Source organism: Streptococcus australis ATCC 700641 (assembly GCF_000186465.1).
GTDB classification, from domain to species: domain Bacteria; phylum Bacillota; class Bacilli; order Lactobacillales; family Streptococcaceae; genus Streptococcus; species Streptococcus australis.
In genome coordinates this window covers 970,236-992,636 of the sequence record NZ_GL636091.1, presented here as the reverse complement: position 1 = coordinate 992,636, position 22,401 = coordinate 970,236, and the positions used below count along the sequence as shown (strand labels likewise).

The 22,401-nt window shown below is 42.9% G+C and carries 15 protein-coding genes, 1 pseudogene and 1 riboswitch; of the genes and pseudogenes, 3 read left to right on the top strand and 13 right to left on the bottom strand.

Annotation, left to right across the window (positions count from 1 at the left end):
• Positions 1 to 5: 5 nt before the first annotated feature.
• From mgtA to HMPREF9421_RS04550, 4 genes are all read right to left on the bottom strand, one after another.
• Positions 6 to 2,666, bottom strand: coding sequence for a magnesium-translocating P-type ATPase (gene mgtA / locus HMPREF9421_RS04565; RefSeq protein ID WP_006595823.1), 2,661 nt, complete (start codon positions 2,664 to 2,666; stop codon positions 6 to 8).
• A gap of 222 nt (positions 2,667 to 2,888) precedes the next feature.
• A riboswitch (M-box (ykoK) riboswitch) is annotated at positions 2,889 to 3,043 on the bottom strand.
• Positions 3,044 to 3,083: 40 nt separating this feature from the next.
• Complete coding sequence (locus HMPREF9421_RS04560) at positions 3,084 to 4,253, bottom strand: MalY/PatB family protein (protein ID WP_006595822.1); 1,170 nt, start codon at positions 4,251 to 4,253, stop codon at positions 3,084 to 3,086.
• Between the two features lie 9 nt (positions 4,254 to 4,262).
• Positions 4,263 to 5,357, bottom strand: a complete 1,095-nt coding sequence (locus HMPREF9421_RS04555; RefSeq protein ID WP_006595821.1) for a cystathionine gamma-synthase — start codon at positions 5,355 to 5,357, stop codon at positions 4,263 to 4,265.
• 140 nt (positions 5,358 to 5,497) lie between these two features.
• Positions 5,498 to 7,126 (bottom strand): putative polysaccharide biosynthesis protein, encoded by a 1,629-nt coding sequence (locus HMPREF9421_RS04550; RefSeq protein ID WP_006595819.1) that lies wholly within the window; start codon positions 7,124 to 7,126, stop codon positions 5,498 to 5,500.
• Positions 7,127 to 7,212: 86 nt separating this feature from the next.
• On the opposite strand from HMPREF9421_RS04550, the gene HMPREF9421_RS04545 reads away from it, so the two are divergent.
• On the top strand, positions 7,213 to 8,658 hold the full coding sequence (locus HMPREF9421_RS04545; RefSeq protein ID WP_006595818.1) for a UDP-N-acetylmuramoyl-L-alanyl-D-glutamate--L-lysine ligase: 1,446 nt from the start codon (positions 7,213 to 7,215) through the stop codon (positions 8,656 to 8,658).
• Between the two features lie 36 nt (positions 8,659 to 8,694).
• Here HMPREF9421_RS04545 and HMPREF9421_RS04540 read toward each other — a convergent pair whose 3' ends face one another.
• From HMPREF9421_RS04540 to pflA, 4 genes are all read right to left on the bottom strand, one after another.
• Positions 8,695 to 9,345 (bottom strand): DUF1803 domain-containing protein, encoded by a 651-nt coding sequence (locus HMPREF9421_RS04540; protein WP_006595817.1) that lies wholly within the window; start codon positions 9,343 to 9,345, stop codon positions 8,695 to 8,697.
• A complete protein-coding gene (locus tag HMPREF9421_RS04535; protein ID WP_006595816.1) occupies positions 9,329 to 9,841 on the bottom strand; it encodes a YiiX/YebB-like N1pC/P60 family cysteine hydrolase in 513 nt (170 codons plus the stop codon). Before HMPREF9421_RS04535 ends, HMPREF9421_RS04540 begins: the two co-directional genes overlap by 17 nt.
• A 63-nt stretch (positions 9,842 to 9,904) precedes the next feature.
• Positions 9,905 to 10,840 carry a manganese-dependent inorganic pyrophosphatase gene (locus HMPREF9421_RS04530; RefSeq protein WP_006595815.1) on the bottom strand — a complete coding sequence of 312 codons (936 nt, stop codon included), beginning with the start codon at positions 10,838 to 10,840 and terminating at the stop codon, positions 9,905 to 9,907.
• A gap of 127 nt (positions 10,841 to 10,967) precedes the next feature.
• Positions 10,968 to 11,762: a pyruvate formate-lyase-activating protein gene (pflA, locus tag HMPREF9421_RS04525; protein ID WP_006595814.1), complete on the bottom strand. Its 795-nt coding sequence runs from the start codon at positions 11,760 to 11,762 to the stop codon at positions 10,968 to 10,970.
• A 215-nt stretch (positions 11,763 to 11,977) separates the two neighbouring features.
• On the opposite strand from pflA, the pseudogene HMPREF9421_RS04520 reads away from it, so the two are divergent.
• Positions 11,978 to 12,163, top strand: a pseudogene (locus HMPREF9421_RS04520) (UTRA domain-containing protein); the annotation flags it as partial.
• A 264-nt stretch (positions 12,164 to 12,427) separates the two neighbouring features.
• Positions 12,428 to 17,284, top strand: coding sequence for a glycosyl hydrolase family 95 catalytic domain-containing protein (locus HMPREF9421_RS10130; protein WP_081453574.1), 4,857 nt, complete (start codon positions 12,428 to 12,430; stop codon positions 17,282 to 17,284).
• Between the two features lie 419 nt (positions 17,285 to 17,703).
• On the opposite strand, the gene HMPREF9421_RS04510 is transcribed toward HMPREF9421_RS10130, so the two are convergent.
• The 5 genes from HMPREF9421_RS04510 to HMPREF9421_RS10125 form a co-directional block, all read right to left on the bottom strand.
• Positions 17,704 to 18,507: an ABC transporter ATP-binding protein gene (locus HMPREF9421_RS04510; RefSeq protein ID WP_006595811.1), complete on the bottom strand. Its 804-nt coding sequence runs from the start codon at positions 18,505 to 18,507 to the stop codon at positions 17,704 to 17,706.
• 13 nt (positions 18,508 to 18,520) lie between these two features.
• Entirely contained in the window at positions 18,521 to 19,414 is an 894-nt protein-coding gene (locus tag HMPREF9421_RS04505) for an ABC transporter permease (protein ID WP_006597286.1), read from the bottom strand.
• 10 nt (positions 19,415 to 19,424) lie between these two features.
• Positions 19,425 to 20,399: an ABC transporter substrate-binding protein gene (locus tag HMPREF9421_RS04500; RefSeq protein ID WP_006595809.1), complete on the bottom strand. Its 975-nt coding sequence runs from the start codon at positions 20,397 to 20,399 to the stop codon at positions 19,425 to 19,427.
• 427 nt (positions 20,400 to 20,826) lie between these two features.
• A complete protein-coding gene (locus tag HMPREF9421_RS04495) occupies positions 20,827 to 21,801 on the bottom strand; it encodes a polyadenylate binding domain-containing protein (protein ID WP_006595808.1) in 975 nt (324 codons plus the stop codon).
• 446 nt (positions 21,802 to 22,247) lie between these two features.
• Positions 22,248 to 22,401: IS3 family transposase (locus HMPREF9421_RS10125; RefSeq protein ID WP_006595807.1), on the bottom strand; the 154-nt coding region annotated here is incomplete at its 5' end.

Sequence of the window (22,401 nt, the reverse complement as noted above, 5' to 3'; positions counted from 1 at the left end):
CTATCTTATAGCCACTCTTTGTACTTGCCAATATAATAGTGTTTGACCAGGGTGACACTTGCCATATAAAGGAAAAGGATTCCCGCAAGTAATAGGAAGTAAAGACTATTTAGTGGCGCTACTTTCAACAAGGAAGCCAATGGGCCATATGGTAGGAAGGTCACAAAGAGGGCGCCCAATAAGGTCGTTGCCATGACAGCAAGGGCTGGCCGACTTTGAACAAAGGGCAATTTTGGAGACCGCAGCATATAGATGACCATGGTTTGGGACCACATGGACTCGATAAACCAGCCGGTTTGAAAGAGCATGATGAAGAGTCCTGCACTACCAGCACCATGGACATAGCCATAGCCTGTAATCATGGGTACAATGACAAAGTAGAGAATGATGAAGGTCAGGATGTCAAAGATAGAGGAAATAGGACCGAACCAGGCCATAAAGCGGGTAATGGATTTGGCTTCCCAGATTCGTGGTTTCTTCAAGAAGTCCTTATCCACTCGGTCAAAAGGCAAGGCAATACAGGAAAGATCGTAAACCAAGTTCAAGACGATGAGATGGATAGGGGCCATTGGAAGGAAAGGAAGAAAAATACTGGCAAAGAGAAGGGAGAAGATATTCCCGAAATTAGAAGAAACGGTCATCTTGATGTATTTGGTCATATTGGCATAAACCTTGCGTCCTTCTACCAAGCCTTTTTCGAGGACCATCAAGTCCTTATCCAGAAGGATAACATCTGCTGTTTCTTTGGCAATATCGACAGCTGTATCAACCGAAATACCCACATCTGCTACTTTCATAGAAGGTGCATCATTGATGCCATCTCCCATATACCCCACCTTGTGCCCATTCGCTTTGAGCTGCAAGATAATGCGTGCTTTTTGGTCTGGAGATAATTTTGCAAAAACGGTGGTTGTTTCGACTGCTTGAGCCAACTCTGAATCAGAGAGACTGTCGATATCGCTACCCAGCAAAATGCGGTCAACATCCAGTCCCACCTTTTCACAAACCGCTTGGGTCACTTTCTCATTATCACCCGTAAGAATTTTAGTAGCAACTCCGTATTCCGCAAGGGTATTGATGGCTGGTGCTGCGGATGGTTTTGGTGGATCCAAGAAGGCTAGATAGCCCGTCAAGATCATGTCTGCTTCATCCCCTACTTCAAAGGCATAGCCTTCCTCAAGATTTGATTTGTAACTAACCCCTAGCACGCGCAAACCTTGTTCATTCAGTTGAGCCACTTCTGCCAAGACGTCTTCCCGCACTTGGTCTGTTAGGGGGATAATCTCATCCTTGTATTCCACATAGTTAGAGACTGTTAGCATTTCTTCCAAGGCTCCCTTGGTGACCATGCTCACGATTCCCAGCTCATCCTTGACAATGACACTCATCCGACGGCGTTCAAAGTCAAAAGGCAATTCATCAATTTTTTGGAAGCTTTGGTCCAAGCCTCTGACAATTTCGTGTTTCTTAGCTTCTCTTTCTGTCCGACTGATAATGGCGCGGTCCATCAAGTTTTTGAGGCCGGTTTGGAAGTAAGAGTTGAGATATGCCCGACGTAGGACGGATAAATCCAAGTCCCCACGAATGTCGAGTGGGTATTCGAGTACAATTTCATCTTGGGTCAAGGTTCCTGTCTTGTCCGTACAGAGGATATCAATAGCGCCTAGATCTTGAATAGCGTTGAGCTTTTTGATAACCACTTTTTCTTTGGCCATGATAATGGAACCCTTAGCCAAGCTAGCTGTGATAATCATTGGAAGCATTTCCGGAGTCAAACCCACTCCTACACTGAGGGCAAAGACGCCTGCTTCCAGCCAGTCCCCGTCTGTCAAACCATTGATAAAGAAGACGATGGGCACCATCACCATCATGAGTCGGATCAACAACCAAGAGATGGTGTTCATTTCTCGTTCAAAAGAGGTTGGTTCATCATAAGTATTGATGGTTTGCTCAATCGCTCCCATCATGGTTTCATCCCCGACTACTAAGACCAAGGCAGTTGCTCGGCCTGAGATGACGTTGGTCCCCATGAAAGCTAGACTCTCACTCTCCAGGAGACTATCCAGATTTTGGCCACTTGCTTTTTTTAAACAAACTTTTTCGACAGCATCACTCTCACCAGTCAAACCGGATTGTTGGACGAAGAAGTCTCGAGAATCTAACAAGACCACATCCGCTGGAATCATGTCGCCTGCACTCAGTTTGATCAAGTCTCCCACAACGATCTCATCAATGGGAATTTCTTCTTCCTTGCCTTCTCGAATCACTGTTGCTGTATTAACAATCATGCGAGAAAGGTTACTAGCAGCCTTGTCACTGCGTAATTCTTGGATAAAGCGAATCCCCCCTGAGAGAAGAACGAGGACGACGATAATAAGAGAGGTCGTTGGATCTTCCTCACCCGGCTTGGCTAACCAAACATTGGTCACCAAAGAAACAAGGGCAATGAGAAGCAGGATGACTGTGAAGGGATTGATGATCGATTCAACAATCCGTTTCCAGATAGAGCTTTCTTGTCCTTTGGTAAGGACATTTTCTCCATAACTTTCCCGGTTTTCTTCTACTTGGTCTTCCGTCAATCCAGACCAGCTAGATTGATAGTTGGATAAGGTTCTTGTTTCTGCATCTTGCAATGCAGCAATGAGTCTTTCTTTTGTTGTTTGCATTGAAATCTCCTTTTTTATCAGGAGCCAAACGCTTATAGAGTCCCGATGACACAAATCAGCGATTGGCTGGCTATGTGCGGTTCGGGATGATCGTCGATTTGTATCATAGTGTTCTCCTTTTCTACTTGATAGGTGAAAGGCTTCTTAAGCATAAGAAAAGAGCCCTCCCTCTAACAGGTAGGACTCATTAAACTCGTCGTTTATTTTTTAATGAAAATTCTCAAAAAATAGACCGTCCAAGCTTTAGCTCCGCAAGGCAATGAAATGAGCTTAGTCTTGACCTTTGCGATCAGGACTGTTGACCAACGAGTAGTGTCTCCACTGCTTTGCGGTAGTCATCCGTATCCTTGTGGTAGCCTCACCTACCGTTATTCCCCTTGAGTATACTCCTCCCCTATAGAAAAGTCAACCCTCACATTAAACTTTTTTAGGAAAGGCAGTTACGATCCGAGCAACAATCTCTTGGACTAGGGTTTTCGGAGCCGCCACATTTAGACGAGCATGTTGCTTCCCTTCTACTCCAAAGTCTGTTCCTTTATTGAGGATGACCTTGGCCTGATCATGAAGACGAGCATGGAGTTCTTCCTCAGACAATCCGTAGTCAGAAAAATCTAGCCAAAGAAGGTAGGTCCCCTGAGGCTTCATCACCTGGATATCGGTCCGCTCTCGTATAGTATCCACAGCATAATCGATATTTTCTTCCAAGACAGTTTTTAAGTCTTCCAACCAATCCTTTCCCTTCTGATAGGCAACTTCTGTTGCCATATAACCAAGGGCAGAGATTTCATGCTGGTTGTTTCGCAATTGCTGGGCTAAGAAGGACTTCCGCAAGCCTTCATTCTCAATGATGGCATAGGAATTTTTTGTCCCTGCAATATTGAAAGTTTTTGTCGCACTAGATAAGACAAGTGTGAATTCTTTAAAGCTGGGATCTACTGTATTAAAAGACACATGTTTGTGCCCAAACAGCGCCAAGTCTTGGTGAATTTCATCTGAAATAAGTAAGACTCCATATTTTTGGCAAAGTCGACCGATTTTTTCTAAGACTTCCTTCTCCCAAACTCTCCCACCCGGGTTATGAGGATTGCACAAGATATAGAGTTTTACCTGATGTTGGACTAGATCTTTTTCCAATTGCTCAAAATCAATTTGGAAGAGTCCCTCCTCTTCAAGAAGAGAATTGGTCACTAATTTGCGTTGATTGAGACGAACACTACGAGCAAAAGGTGGATAGACTGGTGTATTGATGAGGACAGAGTCCCCTTCCTTGGTGAAAGCTTGAATAGCCGTTGAAATGGAAGGAACAACCCCTCCCATAAAGACAATGGCTTCCTTAGCAAACTCATAGCCATGCTCGGTTTTTTCCCAATTCTGAATGGCTTGGTAGAGCTCCTCGCTTGGATAGGTATAGCCGTAGACCAATTGATCCGCATAGTCTCGAATGGCTTGTCGAACAGCAGGTAAGGATTCAAAATCCATATCGGCAATCCAAGCAGGAAGAAGCTCAGGATCTTGTTCTGACTCCTTCCACTTACTAGTGTGGTGCCCCAAACGATCAGGGGCGGTCAAAAATTGTTCTTTTCCCATGATGGACTCCTATCTAGTCAATGCTTGTTCTAAATCCTCTATCAAATCCCTTGCGTCTTCAATTCCGATGGAGAGGCGAAGCAAGTCGTCCGTTAACCCATAGGAATGACGAACCTCTGCAGGAATATCTGCATGAGTCTGGGTCGTTGGATAAGTAATCAAACTTTCCACACCACCTAAACTCTCTGCAAAGGTAAAGACTTGCAAGTGGTTCAAAATGGTTGGAATTTTTTCTTCCTTCCTTACTTTAAAGGAAACCATGCCTCCCTTGCCGGTATACAAGACTTCCTTAACAGCTGGATGCCCCTTCAAGAATTCCACTACCTTCTGCGCATTTTCTGTAGAGCGCTCCATACGAAGAGCCAAGGTTTTTAAACCACGAATCAATTGGTAGCTGTCAAAAGGTGAAAGAACAGCTCCAGTTGTGTTAAGGTTATAAAAAAGTTGCTCATAGAGACCTTCGTCATCTGTGACAACAACACCCGCTAAGACATCATTGTGCCCCGCTAGATACTTGGTCGCTGAGTGGAGGACAATATCTGCTCCTTCTTCAATTGGACGTTGGTAGATAGGGCTATAGAAGGTATTGTCTACAATCACTTTTGCCCCTTTTTCATGAGCTAAGGTAGCCAGTTTCTGGATATCAAACTCCAGCATGAGAGGATTGGTTGGCGTTTCAATATAGAGAATATCCACTTCTTCCTTCAGACCCTCTATCAATTCTTCCTCTGAATTCGCATAGGTAAAGAAGAAGCGGCCTTCTTTTTCCATCTGGTTGAACCAGCGAAAAGAGCCTCCATAAAGGTCCCGTACTGCTAAGACCTTGCTTCCCACTGGAAAAATACTAAAGGCTAAGACAATGGCAGACATACCTGAACTCGTCACCAATGCATGCTTTGCGCTCTCAATAGCTGCTAAAGTCTTCTCAGCATTTACCCGAGTTGGATTCTTTGTACGGATATAGTCGTATCCAGTAGATTGACCAAACTCTGGATGCTGGTAAGTAGTTGAAAAATGAAGCGGAGTAATCAAAGCCCCCGTTGCTTGATCCGATTTAATTCCAGCTTGCGCTAGGATAGTATTAATATTCTTTTTGCGACTCATACAAACCTCCAATGGACGTAAATTCAGTTGTCTCTATTGTATCACTTCTTCGGATGATACGGTTTTTCCTTTTTCAAGAGCTAGATATAGCTTCAAACTATAATGAAAAAGAGGTGGGCGCTAAACCCAACCTCCATAGTTTATGAGATGTGAAATTTATTTCGAAGACTAGCTGCTTTGTTCCCAATAAAACGATCTAAGAAACGAAGACGAAGACCAAGACCACCATAAACGATGATTCCCACACCACCAATCAGAGCTACATAAATCATACTCATCACTCGACCATTTGGTTTGATGACAAAGCCGAGGATAAAGACTGAAAGTAAAACCACTAATAGCATAATTAAGGTTAAAATAGCTGTTAATAAGCTCCGTTTGAAGACTATTTTGCGATTAAAATGAGTCACTCGATGAATTTCTTTGTACATGAGGACGATTGGAATCATGAGACCAATAGTAGTAGAAAGAAGAGGGCCATAGGCTCTAAAGAGATAAATAAAAGGCACTTGTAGAATCAGTTTCACCAATACCCCATAACCAAAGTAAAGAATCGCCTTCCTATTTTGGAAAAGAGCCTGAATCATTGGGGATAGGACTGTATACAAGCCTAGAATGACCGTTTGCAACATCGCTAGGATAAAGAGCCCCAAAGCAAGGGAATCTGGTTTCCCGTAAAAGACGGTATAGAGAGGCTCTGCAATGGCTACTGCACCAATCGTAGCTGGAAGCAAGAAGGCTACTAGCATGGTCAGGTTATCCTGAACTAGCTTACCAGCAGCTCGAAAATCCCCCTTGACATAGTTTTCTGTTAAAAGCGGAATCCCCACTCCTCCAATCGAGGTCGCTACCGCAATCAAAATCATGGTGATTTTATTTGGATTTGCTGAGAAGTAGCTGAATTGAACCAAGAGCTCAGAGCGAGTATAGTTTGTAAACCAAGACATGACATTGCTATAGGTCATCTGGTCGATAATCTGGAAGAGCTGAATGGCTGATCCTGTTACAATGAACGGAATCGCTTCACGAATGGTATCCCACAAGAGAGCCTTGGTATCAATCTCATTGTCAGACTCTGGTCGATGAATAATATGTTTCAAAAGGCCTGTCTTCCAAAGATAATAGAAGAGGACCAGAAGACTTGCCCCCATCCCAATAAAGGCTGCAAAGGTCGACTGGGTCACCGCCTCCACATAATTACCCGAACCCACCTTCATAATAAAGTAGGCCGTTAAGAGCATCCAGATAACCCGAATCACCTGCTCAGCGATTTGGCTAATGGCATATGGTTTTAAATTGTTATGTCCTTGGAAGAAGCCTCGAATGACACTCATGGAAGGGAAAATGAGGACCGCCCAAGACAGGCTCTGCATGACAGGGATTAAGTCCTTCCCACCTCCAGACAGCTTTGCAAAGACTGGAGAAAGCAAATACATGATAATGGCAAAAATTAGTCCCAACAAGGACATGAACTTGAGAAAACCTCGAATCATGGCATAGCTATGTTCTTCTTGCCTCTTAGTATTGTATTTAGCCACCTGCTTAGCGACTGCTACCGGGACGCCCGCTGTTGAAATCAGCAAAAACCAGGCGTATATATTATACCCCATAGTAAAGAGGCCATTTGCTTCTGCCCCATGTTTCCCCATCCAGATATACCAAGGGATGATATAGGCCGCTCCTAAGAGACGACTAATGAAATTACTGGCTGTTAACCAGACTGTTCCTCGAAGCATCTGGGCCTGTTGATTACTTGTTTCGTTACTCATATCTTTCCTCTACTTTATAGTCTTCTTTCATTATAAACTTTTCCTTTACACTTGTAAAATAAGGTCTTTCAGTTTAAAATAGGATTATGATGAAGATAGAAACTGTACTAAACATTTTAAAAGAGGATCACAACTTTCGTGAGATCCTACAAGACGGAGAATACCACTATTCTGCAAGTGGTGTTTCTTTTAATCAAATTAGCTACGATAGTCGAAAGGTCAACGCTGAGACCCTCTTTTTTGTGAAGGGGGCAAATTTCAAGAAGGAATTTTTGGAACAAGCGATCGAACAAGGCCTTCAGTGGTATGTCGCTGAGCAAGACTTTGAGGTTAGCATCCCAGCCATTATCGTTACGGATATCAAGCAAGCCATGAGCTTAATTGCCATGGAATTCTATGGCCACCCTGAGCGCCAGCTAAAACTCTTAGCTTTTACAGGGACCAAGGGCAAAACCACTTCTGCTTACTATGCCTACAAGATTCTTGAACAAGGCCACCGTCCAGCTATGCTATCGACCATGAACACAACACTGGATGGCAAGACCTTCTTCAAATCAACCTTGACGACCCCAGAAAGTATTGACCTTTTTGAGATGATGGCCCAGGCAGTTGCCAATGATCGGACCCACCTGATTATGGAAGTTTCTAGCCAAGCTTATTTGGTGAAACGGGTTTACGGTCTGATCTTTGATGTCGGTGTCTTCCTCAACATCAGCCCTGACCATATTGGACCGATTGAGCATCCAACCTTTGAGGACTACTTCTACCATAAACGTCTCTTGATGGAAAATAGTCGTGCTGTTGTCGTCAATAGCGATATGGATCATTTTGACATTCTTGCAGAAGAGGTCGCTGAGCAAGACCACGACTTCTACGGTAGTCAATCAGGCAACCAAGTCCAAAATTCAAAAGCCTTTAGCTTTTCTGTCACTGGCAAGTTAGCCGGCGACTACCAGACCCAACTGATTGGTCGCTTCAACCAAGAAAATGCTGTGGCTGCAGGTCTTGCCTGCCTTCGTCTAGGGGCGAGTCTCGAAGACATCCAAAAAGGAATTGCCAAGACGCGCGTCCCTGGCCGAATGGAAGTCTTGACTCAAAAGAATGGGGCCAAGGTCTTCATCGACTATGCCCATAATGGAGATAGCTTGAAAAAACTGCTCTCAGTTGTCGAAACCCATCAAACCGGAACCATTTCGCTGGTCCTTGGATCAACTGGGAATAAAGGAGAGAGCCGCCGCAAGGACTTTGGCTTGCTCTTAGAAGACCATCCTGAGATCCAAGTCTTCCTCACAGCGGATGACCCTAACTATGAAGATCCTTTGGCCATCGCTGAAGAGATTAGCAGTTTCATCACGCGCCCTGTCGAAAAAATCGCAGACCGCGAACAAGCCATTCAACAGGCTATGGCAACTACCAGCAAGCCTGAGGATACTGTTATTATCGCCGGAAAAGGAGCTGACTGTTACCAAATCGTCAATGGCGTAAAAGAAGAGTATCCAGGTGATGCCGCCATTGCTGAACGTTACCTATAATCAAACGAAAGAAGGCTAGGAAATTTTCCTAGCCTTTTATTGTTTGATAAACATCAATCTTTCCTTGTCCAACTCCACTACTAATTCATATTTGCCTTCATCATTTTTTCGGATATAGCCTAAGATTTCTAAACTGTCTACAAAGATGTCTCTGCGCTTTTGCTGGACTTCTTCTTTCTTGAGGAACTTGAGCAAAAAGCTAGTCATATACTTGAGAGCATACTCTGGATTGACGTCTCCCAAAATAGCATAGAGCTTCTCTTGCTCCTCTGTCAATGGATATTGCTGAGCCACCTTGTAGAAGTAATTGGAAAGAGTCTGTGCATTTCGCTCGAAGTCAGTCTCCTCTACGAGAATCGCTGCATTGGTCGTGTTGCGAAGTTCCGTTTGGAAAACTTTGTTTTTTAGTTCCTGATAAAATTCACTATCCTCTCGGACAAAGACTTCTTGATCCAAATCAACAAGATCAGCTGACTCCAAAAAAGGAAGGTTGAGGGTGTAGCGTTTATTTTCTCGAAGGACCAAGCCCGCTTTGATATACTCCTCCATCAGTTTATCCACTGGTTGATCTGGAAATTGGGCCTTGATTTGCCGCAGGATGACATCATCCTGCTGGTCCAGATAGTTGATCAAGTCCTTAAAAAATGGCTGACGCGTCAAACGTGTGGGATTAATGATTGTAATCATCCAAATACCTTTCTTTAAACTGTAGATGGGGTGATTGGGCTAGTTGACTCGGGTTGGTCCCAGGCTGATCTAGAGGAACGACTAGACCTAGCTCCTTATAGTAATCTATCCAGAACGGACTAATCTCCTCTTCCTCATCTCCAAACTTCATGGGAATGGTTTCAAAAATAGGGAGAATGTCTGCGATATATTGGGAACAATAGAGACCCTCCCCATCAGGATAAAAGGACGCATTGTAGGGAGCTCCTAAATGACTCTCTGCTCGCTTTTTGACCTCTGTACAATCAATCTGCTCATAGCGATAAATGTCATAGACTTTTCCAGCTTCAAAGAAGTCCTCAGGGACCTGGGCAAGGACGCCACCTTCCACCGTAGCATGATAGACATGTCCGTCCAAAAAGATAGCCACGTGGCTATAGTTACCAGTAGATTCCTGGATGGCCTGTCCTATATCCGAATCATCTTTCACAAAAATCAAATCGCCATTTTCTAACATACTTCTCTCCTAGCAAAAAAGGAGCCGAAACTCCTTTTTAACAATGGGCTTCCCCATCTATGATTATGCATTAAAGCTTTCAGTCAGTTGAGGTACCACTTGTTTCTTACGTGAAACAGCACCTGGAAGGAAAGCGTGGTTGTTTTCAAGTTTGAAGTTGAAAGCTGCCTCTACCTTGTCCATATTAGCACCAAGAGCCAAAATTTCTGAGTTTGAGTTGACGATGTCTGTAATCATCAAGACAAAGTCAGAGTAGCCGTTAGCTGCATTTGTGGCTTGGATAGCTGCTTCGATTTCAGCTTGGCGTTCCAAGACTTCAGCAATATCAACTGTGTTCACTTGAGCCACACGAACATTGTTTCCGTTGAGTTCAAATGTCTTAGCATCGATATCAATCAATTCTTCAGCAGATTTGCTTGCCAAGTTTGTACCAGCCTTAAGCATGGAAAGACCGTATTCTTCCAAGTTTACACCAGCCAATTCAGCCAATTCAGGAGCAATGACTTTATCTGATGGATGAGTGGTTGGTGATTTCAAAAGAAGAGTATCTGAAATCAAACCTGAAAGCATCAAACCTGCAATTTCTTTTGGCACTGCTACACCGTGCTCTTTGAACATGCGGTAAACGATAGAGGATGATGACCCAACTGGTTCCAAACGCATGTAAAGTGGGCTGGCAGTTTCAAAGTTAGCCACACGGTGGTGGTCCACCACACCGTAAACTTCTACTTCAGCGATATCTGATACAGACTGTTGGAATTCATTGTGGTCTGTTAAGATGACTTGCTCTGCACCTTCTGCTTTAGCAGATGTGATCACACGTGGCGCTTCCACACCAAAATAATCCAATACAAAGGCTGTTTCTTCATTTGGCGTTCCAAGGGCCACCGCCTCTGTATCCAAACCATATGCTTCTTTTGCAAGATAAGCAAAGGCTACAGATGATCCGATGGCATCTGAGTCAGGGTTTTGGTGACCAAAAACAAGAATTTTTGACATGTTTCTACCTCTTCATTTTCATTTGTCTATTGACTCTATTTTAGCACGTTTTTCCGTTTAAAGAAAGGGAATAGTTGTGCATTTCATCAGAAAAGACAGCTGGAAGAATCAACTGTCTCGATTTATTTTATCCTTTAACCCGTTTCAGGTAATCTTGATAACTTTCAGTTTCCATCAAGTTCTTAGCATTTTGAACCCGTTCTTTTGTTGGAGGTTTCACTCCTTCTAAAGAATAAGGAATCCCTAATTCTCGCCACTTGAACTCACCCATGGTATGATAGGGCAGAATTTCAAATTTATCAACATTTTTAAGGGTTTTGACGAATTTCCCAAGTTCGATCAAGTCGTCGTCTCGGTCTGTCAGACCTGGCACCAAGACGTGGCGAATCCAAACGGGCTTGCCAATATCAGACAAATACTTGGCACAAGCCAAAATATTCTTATTCGTTTGACTAGTTACAAATCTGTGCCGTTCATCGTTAATTTCCTTGATATCAAGAAGCACCAAATCGGTTACTGCCATCAGTTTGTCAAATTTTTCCAGGTAGCGAGGGGTATTGCGGAAAGGTAAAGCACAGGTATCGAGCGTGCAGTGAATGCCCAACTCTTGAGCCTTGGTGAAGAGGGCAATCAAGAAATCTATCTGTAAGAGAGCTTCTCCCCCACTGACAGTGATCCCACCTTTTTGACCCCAAAATCCACGATAGCGGAGGGCTTCTTCTAGGACATCATCCACTGTTCGTTCTCTAGACATGTTGGTTTCCATAGCCCAAGTATCCGGGTTATGGCAATACTGACACCTCATTTGACAGCCTTGAAGGAAGACAATAAAACGGATCCCTGGTCCATCCACTGCACCGAAGCTTTCCGTAGAGTGTACCATTCCTGTTACTTTTCCATAGTCAACTGTTTCATTTTCCATGTCTTATCCTTCTCTCTTGAAAACGTTTTATGACTTTATTATAACACGATTCCTTGTGAATAAAAGGATTTTAATGATTTTTTAGAAAATAAACTGTTTTTCAATTTCATTCCATTGTATTAGTACAGGCCATTCCAGTAGCTGTTACTCTTACCTATTCTCTATGGCAAAAAAAAGAAAACGAAGAGCCGTTTTCTTTTTTTTTAATATCTTAAGAAATCTTGATTTCACCAATCGATAATCGCGATAAGATCTTACTGGATCTTGGAAAAGACCAACACGTTGTAACGGTCCGCTCCCAAGTTTACTTAGCAGACGGTCGGCAATTCCAGTTCACCGAAAGCCGTCACAAATTAGACAAGTTTCATTTTGTCGACTATGCAAAAAGAAATCAAAAATAGAGTACTCCGCTGACAGTTGAGAATGGACTCAACTGTTTTTTTACGATATCCGAAAATGAAAACTGTTTTCAGCCCAAAATAATAGCTTATTCATCTCTTATTTCTCTACTATTTCAAGAAATAACACTCTCAAATATGCATCTTACCTAAAAGCTATTGACATTTTTCTGTTTGCCTATTAAATTGGATATGATAGAAATAAATATGAAGGGACTGTCTTTAACTAAAAATGTAAGCGGTCTCAAAAAACTAGAGGAGAGTTCTATGGACCATAGATTTTTGGAAAAATCCTGCCGTTATAGTATCCGCAAACTAACAGTCGGTACGGCTTCTGTTTTACTAGGTGCATTTTTTCTCAGCTCACATCAGGTATTGGCTGATAGTATTACGGGAAGTCAAAATGAAAGCAACCTTACTGAATCTGCCCCAACAATAGGGAGTCCGACTGACGGAACTGGAGGATCCAAGCCAGAAAATCCACCTATTGCTCCTATTTCTGAAGAAAGAGACTCAACTCCTGATAGAACTGTTGAAAGTAATCATACAGACGGTTCGACTAGTTCGATTGAGCCGAATAAAGATAAGGAAACTAGGAAAGTTGAGACTCCCGTGGCCAAACAAACTGATTATCAATTGACCTACAATCAACCAGCTACTCCTTCCTATGATGGTTGGGAAAAACAAGCCCTTCCAGTCGGAAACGGTGAAATGGGAGCCAAGGTTTTCGGACTCATCGGTGAGGAAAGAATTCAATACAATGAAAAAACTCTTTGGTCTGGTGGACCACAACCGGATAGCACCGACTATAACGGGGGAAACTACGAAGACCGCCACAAAGTCTTAGCAGAAATCCGTAAGGCCCTTGAAGCTGGAGACCGCCAAAAAGCGAAACAGTTAGCTGAAGAAAATCTAGTAGGACCAAACAATGCTCAGTATGGTCGTTATTTATCTTTTGGTGATATCTTTATGGTCTTTAACAACCAAAAGAAAGGCTTGGAAAATGTTACCGACTATCATCGTGCCTTAGATATTACCCAAGCTATTACGACTACTGCTTATAGCCAAGATGGAACCACTTTTAAACGCGAAACCTTCTCTAGCTATCCTGACGATGTTACTGTAACCCATTTGAGTAAAAAAGGGGATAAGACCCTCGATTTTACCCTTTGGAATAGCTTAACAGAAGATTTACTTGCTAATGGCGATTACTCTTGGGAATATTCGAATTATAAACAAGGGGCGGTTACGACTGATTCGAATGGTATTTTACTCAAGGGAACTGTCAAAGACAATGGTCTACAATTTGCCTCTTATCTTGGAATCAAGACAGACGGACAAGTCACTGCCCAAGATGGCTATTTGACTGTCACTGGAGCTAGCTATGCGACCCTTTTACTCAGTGCCAAGACCAACTTTGCTCAAAATCCAAAAACCAATTATCGCAAGGATATTGACGTAGAAAATACTGTTAAGTCTATCGTTGAAGCTGCTAAGGCCAAAGATTATGAAACTCTAAAACATGACCACATCGAGGACTATCAAAGTCTCTTCAACCGTGTTCAACTAAATCTTGGCGGTAGCAAGTCTACTCAAACGACAAAAGAAGCTCTCCAAACCTATAATCCGGAAAAAGGACAACAACTAGAAGAACTCTTCTTCCAATACGGACGTTACCTCATCATCAGTTCGTCTCGTGATCGTACTGATGCACTTCCTGCTAACTTGCAAGGAGTCTGGAACGCTGTAGACAATCCACCTTGGAACTCAGATTACCACCTCAATGTCAACCTTCAGATGAACTACTGGCCTGCCTATATGAGCAATCTCGCAGAAACTGCTAGGCCAATGGTCAATTATATTGATGACCTGCGCTACTATGGTCGTATCGCAGCTAAAGAATATGCCGGTATCGAATCCAAAGAAGGCCAAGAAAATGGTTGGCTGGTCCACACCCAAGCGACACCGTTTGGCTGGACCACTCCAGGTTGGGACTATTATTGGGGTTGGTCTCCGGCTGCCAATGCCTGGATGATGCAGAATGTCTATGACTACTACAAATTCACCAAGGATGAGACCTATCTCAAAGAAAAGATTTATCCAATGCTCAAGGAAACTGCTAAGTTCTGGAACTCCTTCTTGCACTACGACCAGACAAGTGACCGTTGGGTATCTTCTCCATCTTACTCGCCAGAGCATGGAACCATCACAATCGGGAATACCTTTGACCAATCCCTAGTTTGGCAGTTATTCCACGACTATATGGAAGCAGCCAATCATCTAAATGTCGACCAAGACTTGGTTACCGAAGTGAAGACTAAATTTGACAAGCTTAAACCACTTCATATCAACCAAGAGGGCCGAATCAAGGAATGGTACGAAGAAGACAGTCCTCAATTCACTAATGAAGGAATTGAAAACCATCACCGTCACGTCTCCCATCTAGTTGGGCTCTTCCCAGGAACTCTATTTAGCAAGGATCAGCCGGAATACCTGGAGGCTGCACGCGCAACCTTAAACCATCGTGGAGATGGGGGGACTGGTTGGTCCAAGGCCAATAAAATCAACCTCTGGGCTCGTCTACTTGATGGAAATCGTGCCCATCGTTTGTTAGCTGAACAGCTTAAATCTTCAACTCTAGAAAACCTCTGGGATACACACGCGCCTTTCCAAATCGATGGGAACTTTGGTGCAACCAGTGGGATGGCAGAAATGCTCCTTCAATCTCACACAGGCTACATTGCTCCATTACCAGCTCTTCCGGATGCCTGGAAAGATGGGCAAATTTCAGGTCTAGTCGCTCGTGGCAACTTCGAAGTCAGCATGAAATGGAAAGAAAAAAATCTTGAGTCATTAGCTTTCCTTTCCCATGCTGGGGGAGATTTAGTGGTCGATTATCCAGACATCGAATCGAGTATTGTCAAGATTAACGGGAAAGAAATCAAGCCAACTCTTCTGAAGGGCAATCGAATTCAGATTGCCACTCAAAAAGGGGATCAGATTACCTTTGAGAAGTTGCCAGAGCAGGTTACTCGCCTATCTGCTGTGAGAAAAGATGCTGTAACAGCTGAACTCGATTTCAATCCGGTTACAGATGCGACCCACTATGTCATCCGTCGAGAAAGCAAAGATGAAAGCAATGACGCTTCTTCTGTCAAGGAATTCCTAACCAATGTCACTCATTTCATCGACCGCTCCATTGATTCTCTTCACAGCTATAGCTATACTGTTAGAGCCATGATTGGGGAGCGCTCAAGGCAATCATCAGAAGCTGCGTCAATCCAGCCAGTTGTCGAATTGATGGACGACAGAGATCCCCGTGTTCAATACGGTCCTGCCTTCCATAACTGGGAGGATGCTGACCTATTTGCAGGAACTGAAAAATACGCTGACCTAACTGTCGATAGCTATTCTGACAAAGATGCTACTGCTAGGATCTCTTTCAAGGGGAGAGGAATTGAAATCTATGGTCTCAAATCATCTAAATTAGGCCTGGCAGAAGTCCAAATCGATGGCAAAAAAATAGGAGACCTAGATTTCCACACATCTGGAGAGACGGAGAAAAGTGCTCTAATCGGTCGTTTTACAGGACTTCCTGATGGAGATCACCTCCTAACTCTAACCGTGAAGAAGGAGCACTTGAACCGAGGGGATGAACGCTCAAAAATTTCCATAGATTACTTTAAAATCTATCCGGGTCAAGGTGCGACTGTTGAAAAGATGGATGATAGAGATTCTCGTATCCACTATGGCTCCTTGTTCAAGGACTGGAGCGAATCAGGCTTATATCAAACGACAGAAAAATACGCGACTCTCCAAGACGTGGATCCATCTCAGTATTCAGAGGCCAAAGCAACCATTCCCTTCACTGGTACAGGTATTCGTATTTACGGCTTAAAATCTTCTGATTATGGAAAAGCCTTAGTCACCATAGATGGAAAAGAAATGCCAAGTTTGGACTTCTACTCAAGTGCTGACTATGAAAAAAATGTGTTGATTGGCGAGTATACAAACTTAAGCAATGGAGATCATATCCTCACCCTGACAGTGGATCCTAACTCTCCTGATGACAGAAAGATGATTTCTCTGGATTCATTTGACATCTTGAAGCCACCAACAGTATCCCTGGATACTCCAAGCCTAGCCCCAATAAAAGCAGGCGATCAGACGATTACCCTCACACTTCCGTCTGGGGAGTGGGATGCCATTGCCCTTCATTTCCCTGGCGAAAAAGATCCTATTTTCCTCAAAAAAAGGGACGAACAGCACGTTACTCTATCAGATGGAAATCGAGTGTTAGCGATTAAGGACCAGCAGATTGAACTACCGATCCCAGAAACTTCTCACCAAAAACAAAATCAGATCATCTCAGCCTATGCCATCCGAGGAAAGACCATCACTAGTCCGGTCGTCTCTCTCTTACCTGCTATAGTGACAAGTTTGGGAAACCAAAAACCACCTGTAGTGACCCTTCCTGAGTATACAGAGCCAATCGGCACTGCTGGGCAGGAGGCAGCTATCCACTCTCTACCTGAATATGTCCTTCGAGTACTGAAAGACCAAGCAAGCAAGGTAGAGGTCATTAGCGGAGAGAATGAGATTGGTAGTGACAGTCATTTAGAGATTCAAAAGGTCCTTGACCAAGGTCTCTTTGGCAAAACCTACGATGCTTTCAACCTTCAACTCAAGGATAAAGAAGGGAATCCAGTTCCAGTGAAAGGAAGTGTACTGGTACGACTTCCACTATCAAAAGAAGTGAAGCAACTCTATGTCCTGACTCCTAATCAAGGACTCCAATCATTAGAATTCACACTCCGAGAGGGCATGATTGAATTCATGGCACAAGAGTTAGGAACCTATGCCATTGTCTACCAGTCAGACTCCAGTGAAAAAGTTGAGCCGACTGCATCAGAAAGAAGGGAGCCATACAAGCCAATTTCAGAGAGCACGAGTCCAAGGAAGGCTGGTGATGCTTTGATGAGTGTTCCCAACTCTAAACAAGACCAGGCTTCGCAAAGACAACTTCCAAAAACGAATACTGGACACAGTTCATACCTACTCTTCTTAGCAGGACTCAGCCTTGTTCTCGCAGCTAGCTTCCTAGAGAAAAAGGAACAGGATTAGCTTGATGTTGTTAGCTACATCAATAAAAGAACATTAGTGATTCTTCAATAAAAAAATAAATTTCATCTTTTTAGCATTAAGCTAAGCATTGAAACTTTCCGCAGTGAGAAAAATGCTTGAAACACTGTTTTTTTCAAGCATTCGGGAGTTTTGAAACCTTAGATTCAAAACTAAGTCATGGAACTTCCTGGATTGCTGAAATCATCCACTGGATAATTTCACCTAACGTCCGCACTCACCTAAGGAAAGTTACTAGGATTACTTTTTCTTCAATATAAAAGAGGCTGGGACAAAAGTCCTAGCCTCTCAATTGTCTTTGGATTATCGAGCAAGACGCAGTGGTTGAGTGGGCTCTACTACGCTGATTTCATCAGCTTTTACAGCCTTACTCAACTGTTCTGTCCCAATCTCTTTTTCGTTTATCCTAAAACCAATTCGTCACTCACCAATGTTTCACCACTGTTCTGATGGAAAAGGCGTATCAAGTCTTCAACTGTCAGGTTCTTCTTTTCTTCCCCTTTAACATCGACTACAATCTTGCCTTGGTAGAGCATGATCAAGCGATTGCCATATGCGATGGCATGGTTCATATCATGCGTAATCATCAAGGTTGTCAAATCATGGCTTTCGACGATCTTTTGCGTTAGTTCCATGACCATTTCACTGGTCTTGGGGTCGAGCGCCGCGGTATGTTCATCCAGTAGCAAGAGTTTTGGTTTGACCAAGGCAGCCATGACCAAGGTAAGGGCTTGCCGTTGTCCCCCTGATAAGTATTGCGTATCCACTTTGAGGCGATTTTCCAAACCAATATTGAGTTCCTTCAAAGCCGTTTTAAATTCCGCACGGTCTTTTTCTCTGACCCCCCAACTGAGGCCCCGTCTTGCTCCACGTTTTTTAGCAATGGCCATGTTTTCTTCAATGGTCAAGCGGGAAGCCGTCCCCATCTTAGGATCCTGGAAAACACGCGCAATATCTTTAGCACGCTTCCGAACACTGGTCTGCTTAATGGATTTCCCTTCCAAGAGGATATCTCCTTGATCCACTTGCAATCCACCTGCCAGAATATTCATCAATGTCGATTTACCAGCTCCATTTCCTCCGATGACGGAGATGAAATCCCCTTCTTCTACTGTTAGGTCCAAGCCTTTGAGAACATGGTTTTCATTGACCGTGCCTGCTTCGAATGTCTTATGGATGTCTTCAATTTTCAACAATGTTGCCATTTATCTTCTCCTTCTAGTTGCTGCTTAATTTTAATCCACGAATCTTGAGACGTTTCTGTACTTCTGGTGCGAACAAGACCAAAGCCAAGAGAATGGCGTTAAACAAACGGACTAAGTTTTGGTCTAGGTTTGGAATTTCGTAAATATTGAGGATAATGAGGCGGTAGACAATTGCCCCCACTCCAATCGAAAGCAAGCGTCCTCCAATGGTCAAATCATGGATTAAGACTTCTGCTAAAATAACAGCACTGAGACCTACGACGATGGTCCCTGTACCAGAAGTCACATCGGAGAAGCCGTCTGTCTGAGCGAAAAGAGCCCCACACAATGCAACCAGTCCATTGGAAATCATGTAACCAAAAATCTTCATGGTGTCCACATTCACCCCATTGGCCTCACTCATCGGGATATTGTCCCCAGTCGAACGAAGAACCAAACCAATCTGGGTTTTCATCAAGAGGGTCAAAATCAGACAAACCAATAACAAACAAGAAATACTAACAGCAAAGACAGCTGCCTCATTGGATAAACCAAGCCCCATCACAGACTTGAAAATGGTACTAGAATCACCAATGGATAAATTAGGGACGCCCCCCATGATTTTAATATTGATCGAATAGAGACCTGTCAGAGTCACAATCCCTGTTAAGAGGGCGGGGATCTTCATCTTAGTATGAAGTAGGCCAGAAACTAGACCTGCTAGCATCCCTGCTAAAATCGAAAAGAGAGTCGCTAGCCAAGGGTTTTGCCCTGCTTGAATTTGGGACGCAACGACTGCAGCCCCAAGCGGGAAAGCCCCTTCTGCTGTCATATCCGCTATATCTAAAATGCGGAATGTTAAGAAAATACCAATGGCCATAATCGACCACAATAAACCTTCAGATAAACTTGATAATACTAAATCCATCATCCATCTCCTATTTCTTTTCGTTCATACCAGAGAGATCAATTCCTAATTTCTTAGCCATCTCTTTGTTAACATACAATTCTAGATTCTTAGGGGCCTCCACTGGCAGTTCGGCTGCCTTTTCCCCTTTCAGGATACGAATCGCCATCCGGGCAGATTGACGCCCTAACTCGGTGTAGTCTGTCCCATAGGTATAGAGCCCTCCTACTTGGGCCATTTCAATCGAGCCTCCAATAACTGGAACTTTATGTTTCAAAGACACTTGCTTAATGGTTTCCATTGTGGAAGAAATGATGTTGTCTGTTGGAATAAAGACCAGATCGACCTCTGACATCAAACTGTCCGCTGCTGCTTTCACATTATTGCTATCCAAAATAGTCTTCTCTACGACACGGTAGCCTTTGGCCTCAAGGACCTTCCTGGCTTCATCTTTTTGAACGACTGAGTTGGGCTCACTTTGCGTATAGAGAATCCCGACTGTCTTAGCTGTTGGCAAAACCTTTTGAATCAGGTCGACTTGCGTAGCAATGGCATCTGAAGATTGGTCACTCGTTCCTGTCACATTGCCACCAGGCTGATCCAAGTTCTTGACCAACTTAGCAGCCAGAGGGTCTGTCACTGCAGAAAAGACTACAGGGGTCCTTTTGCTTGTATTAGAGATACTTTGTGCTGATGGAGTCGCAATGGCAAATACAAGATCACTTTCCTGTGACAATTGATTTGAAATATTTTTCAAATTTCGCTGCTCCCCTTGGGCATTTTGATAATCAATTTCAATCTCTTCTCCATCCACATAACCTTGTTTGGCTAACTCTTCCACAAAGCCTTTACGAGTCGCATCTAAAGACTTATGGGTAATATACTGGGAAATCCCAATCTTGATCTTTTCATGCTTAGAGGTCTTCAAGTGGTGGAGGGTCAAGAGGGAGGTCATCAGTAGACCAACTACCAGAACCGGGGCAATTAACTTCTTTACAATTTTCATGAAACATGTCTCCTTCTCTAAAACATTCAAACAGAATACAAAAAACCGTTTAGATGATTCTAAACGGTTGGTATCATTCCTCACAAACTTAAAAGTATGCCAGCATTGCCGTCCATTTAGATATCATCTATATGGACCACAATCAAAAATCTTAGCCACATAGATACAAACAAATTGCTCGTTTCGTTTGCATCCATGAGTTCATGTCTACAAACACTATCTAAAGTAGCTAAAGTAAAAGTTTTGATTCAACAATGTGGAGTTCGTGTTTTTCATAAGATTCTGCTTTCGTTTTTTTATGTTGACTATCTTACCGAAAATATTTCAAGCTGTCAAGCCTAAATTCAGAATTTTTTTAATTATCTTATTTTTTCTACGTATAGTAACAAAAAAAGCGCCCGATTAGGGCACTAAATAAGCGAATATCTTATTTTTTAAAGGTGTATTTAAAATCATCCTCTTCATTCTGATAAACCGTTAACGTTCCGTTTACCAATTTATATTTGAGATTGTATTGCATTACAAAGTTTCCACCACTATCTACAAGAAATTCATGAGTTTTTTCAGATAACTCGCCTTCAAATAGCACCATATCAATGGTTCCTTTTCTAACATCAATTTCAACTCCTATTTCCTTCAAGTAACCCCATTTGCTTCGTTCCTCAATGTACTCCAAGGCATTTTCCATAGAATATAAATAACTTTTATCGCCTTCAAGGAGTTTTTTTGCTGCTCCTTTAAAATCAACTTTTCCTGATGTAGAAATTTTTACTTTGTTACCCTCTACTTCCACAATCATTTCGACATCTTTAAAAAATTCACTAGAGATATCTAAAGTCGAGGTGAAACTTTCTTTAAAACCAGCTGTCATTTCTTTCTTCAGTTCAGGAGTAGCTGACCATTTCCCTTGAATACTATTAGGATTTTTAGTAAATAAGAAAAAGGCAAGCACAGCTAAAACTGCAACGGCGACAAGACTACATAATCCAATAATCAGTCCTTTCTTAGACTTCTTACCGGGGATTGGGGCTTGTCCCATATATTGGGGATTAGTCTGGTAATTCAGTTGCCCATTGTTTGGATAACCTCCCTGCATCTGAGCATTGTTATAGGATGTGAAGGGCGCTCCTGCTTGAGCCGACTCCTGAACAGGAGCTTGTGGCTGAGTTCCACCTTGGCCAAAAGCTTGTCCTTGATGTTGAAACGGACTTGTTCCACCTTGGTATTGATTTGGAGCTGGGCTTGCACCTCCAAACGGAGATTGAATTGGATTTACCAGCGTATCCTGTATCGCTTGTGTTTCTGGACTTTCAAACTGGCCAAAAACCTGTTGGATTTCCTCCTGATTGGCCGGTCGACCATGGACTCTCTCGAACTCTGCTAACCATTCTTCTTGTTTCATTACTATATCCTTCTAACCTTTACTTATTTTATTATAAAAGAAATTCATAGGAGAAGCAAATCCGACTAAAATGAGCATAAAAAATCAGGGAAAATCCCTGATTTCATGGCTATATGATTTCTGTAGTGGGTAAAATCACCATAGGAATTATGGAGCCTATTTTGTTGTAGAAAACAAGAACATCAAAAAGAGGCTGGCACAAAAGTCCTAGCCTCTCAATTGTCTTTGGATTTTCGAGCAAGACGCAGTGGTTGAGTGGGCTCTACTACGCTGATTTCATCAGCTTTTACAGCCCTACTCAACTGTGCGGAGGTGGGACGACGAAATCGAATTCTAACGAATTACCGATTTCTGTCCCACTCTCAGGGTATAACTTTTCATCAACCCACTACAGTTGACAAAGAGCCTAAAATAATGTACTGACCCCAAAAAGTTAGACAATTAATTTAAGCAAAGGATTTAATTCTGTATTGTACAGGACTAAGTCCTTTTAGTTTTACCTTAATTCGTTTGTTATTGTAGTAATCAATATAGTCGACAATAGCTTGTTCCAAGTGCTCAAGCGACTGAAAAGTATTCTCATAACCATAAAACATTTCC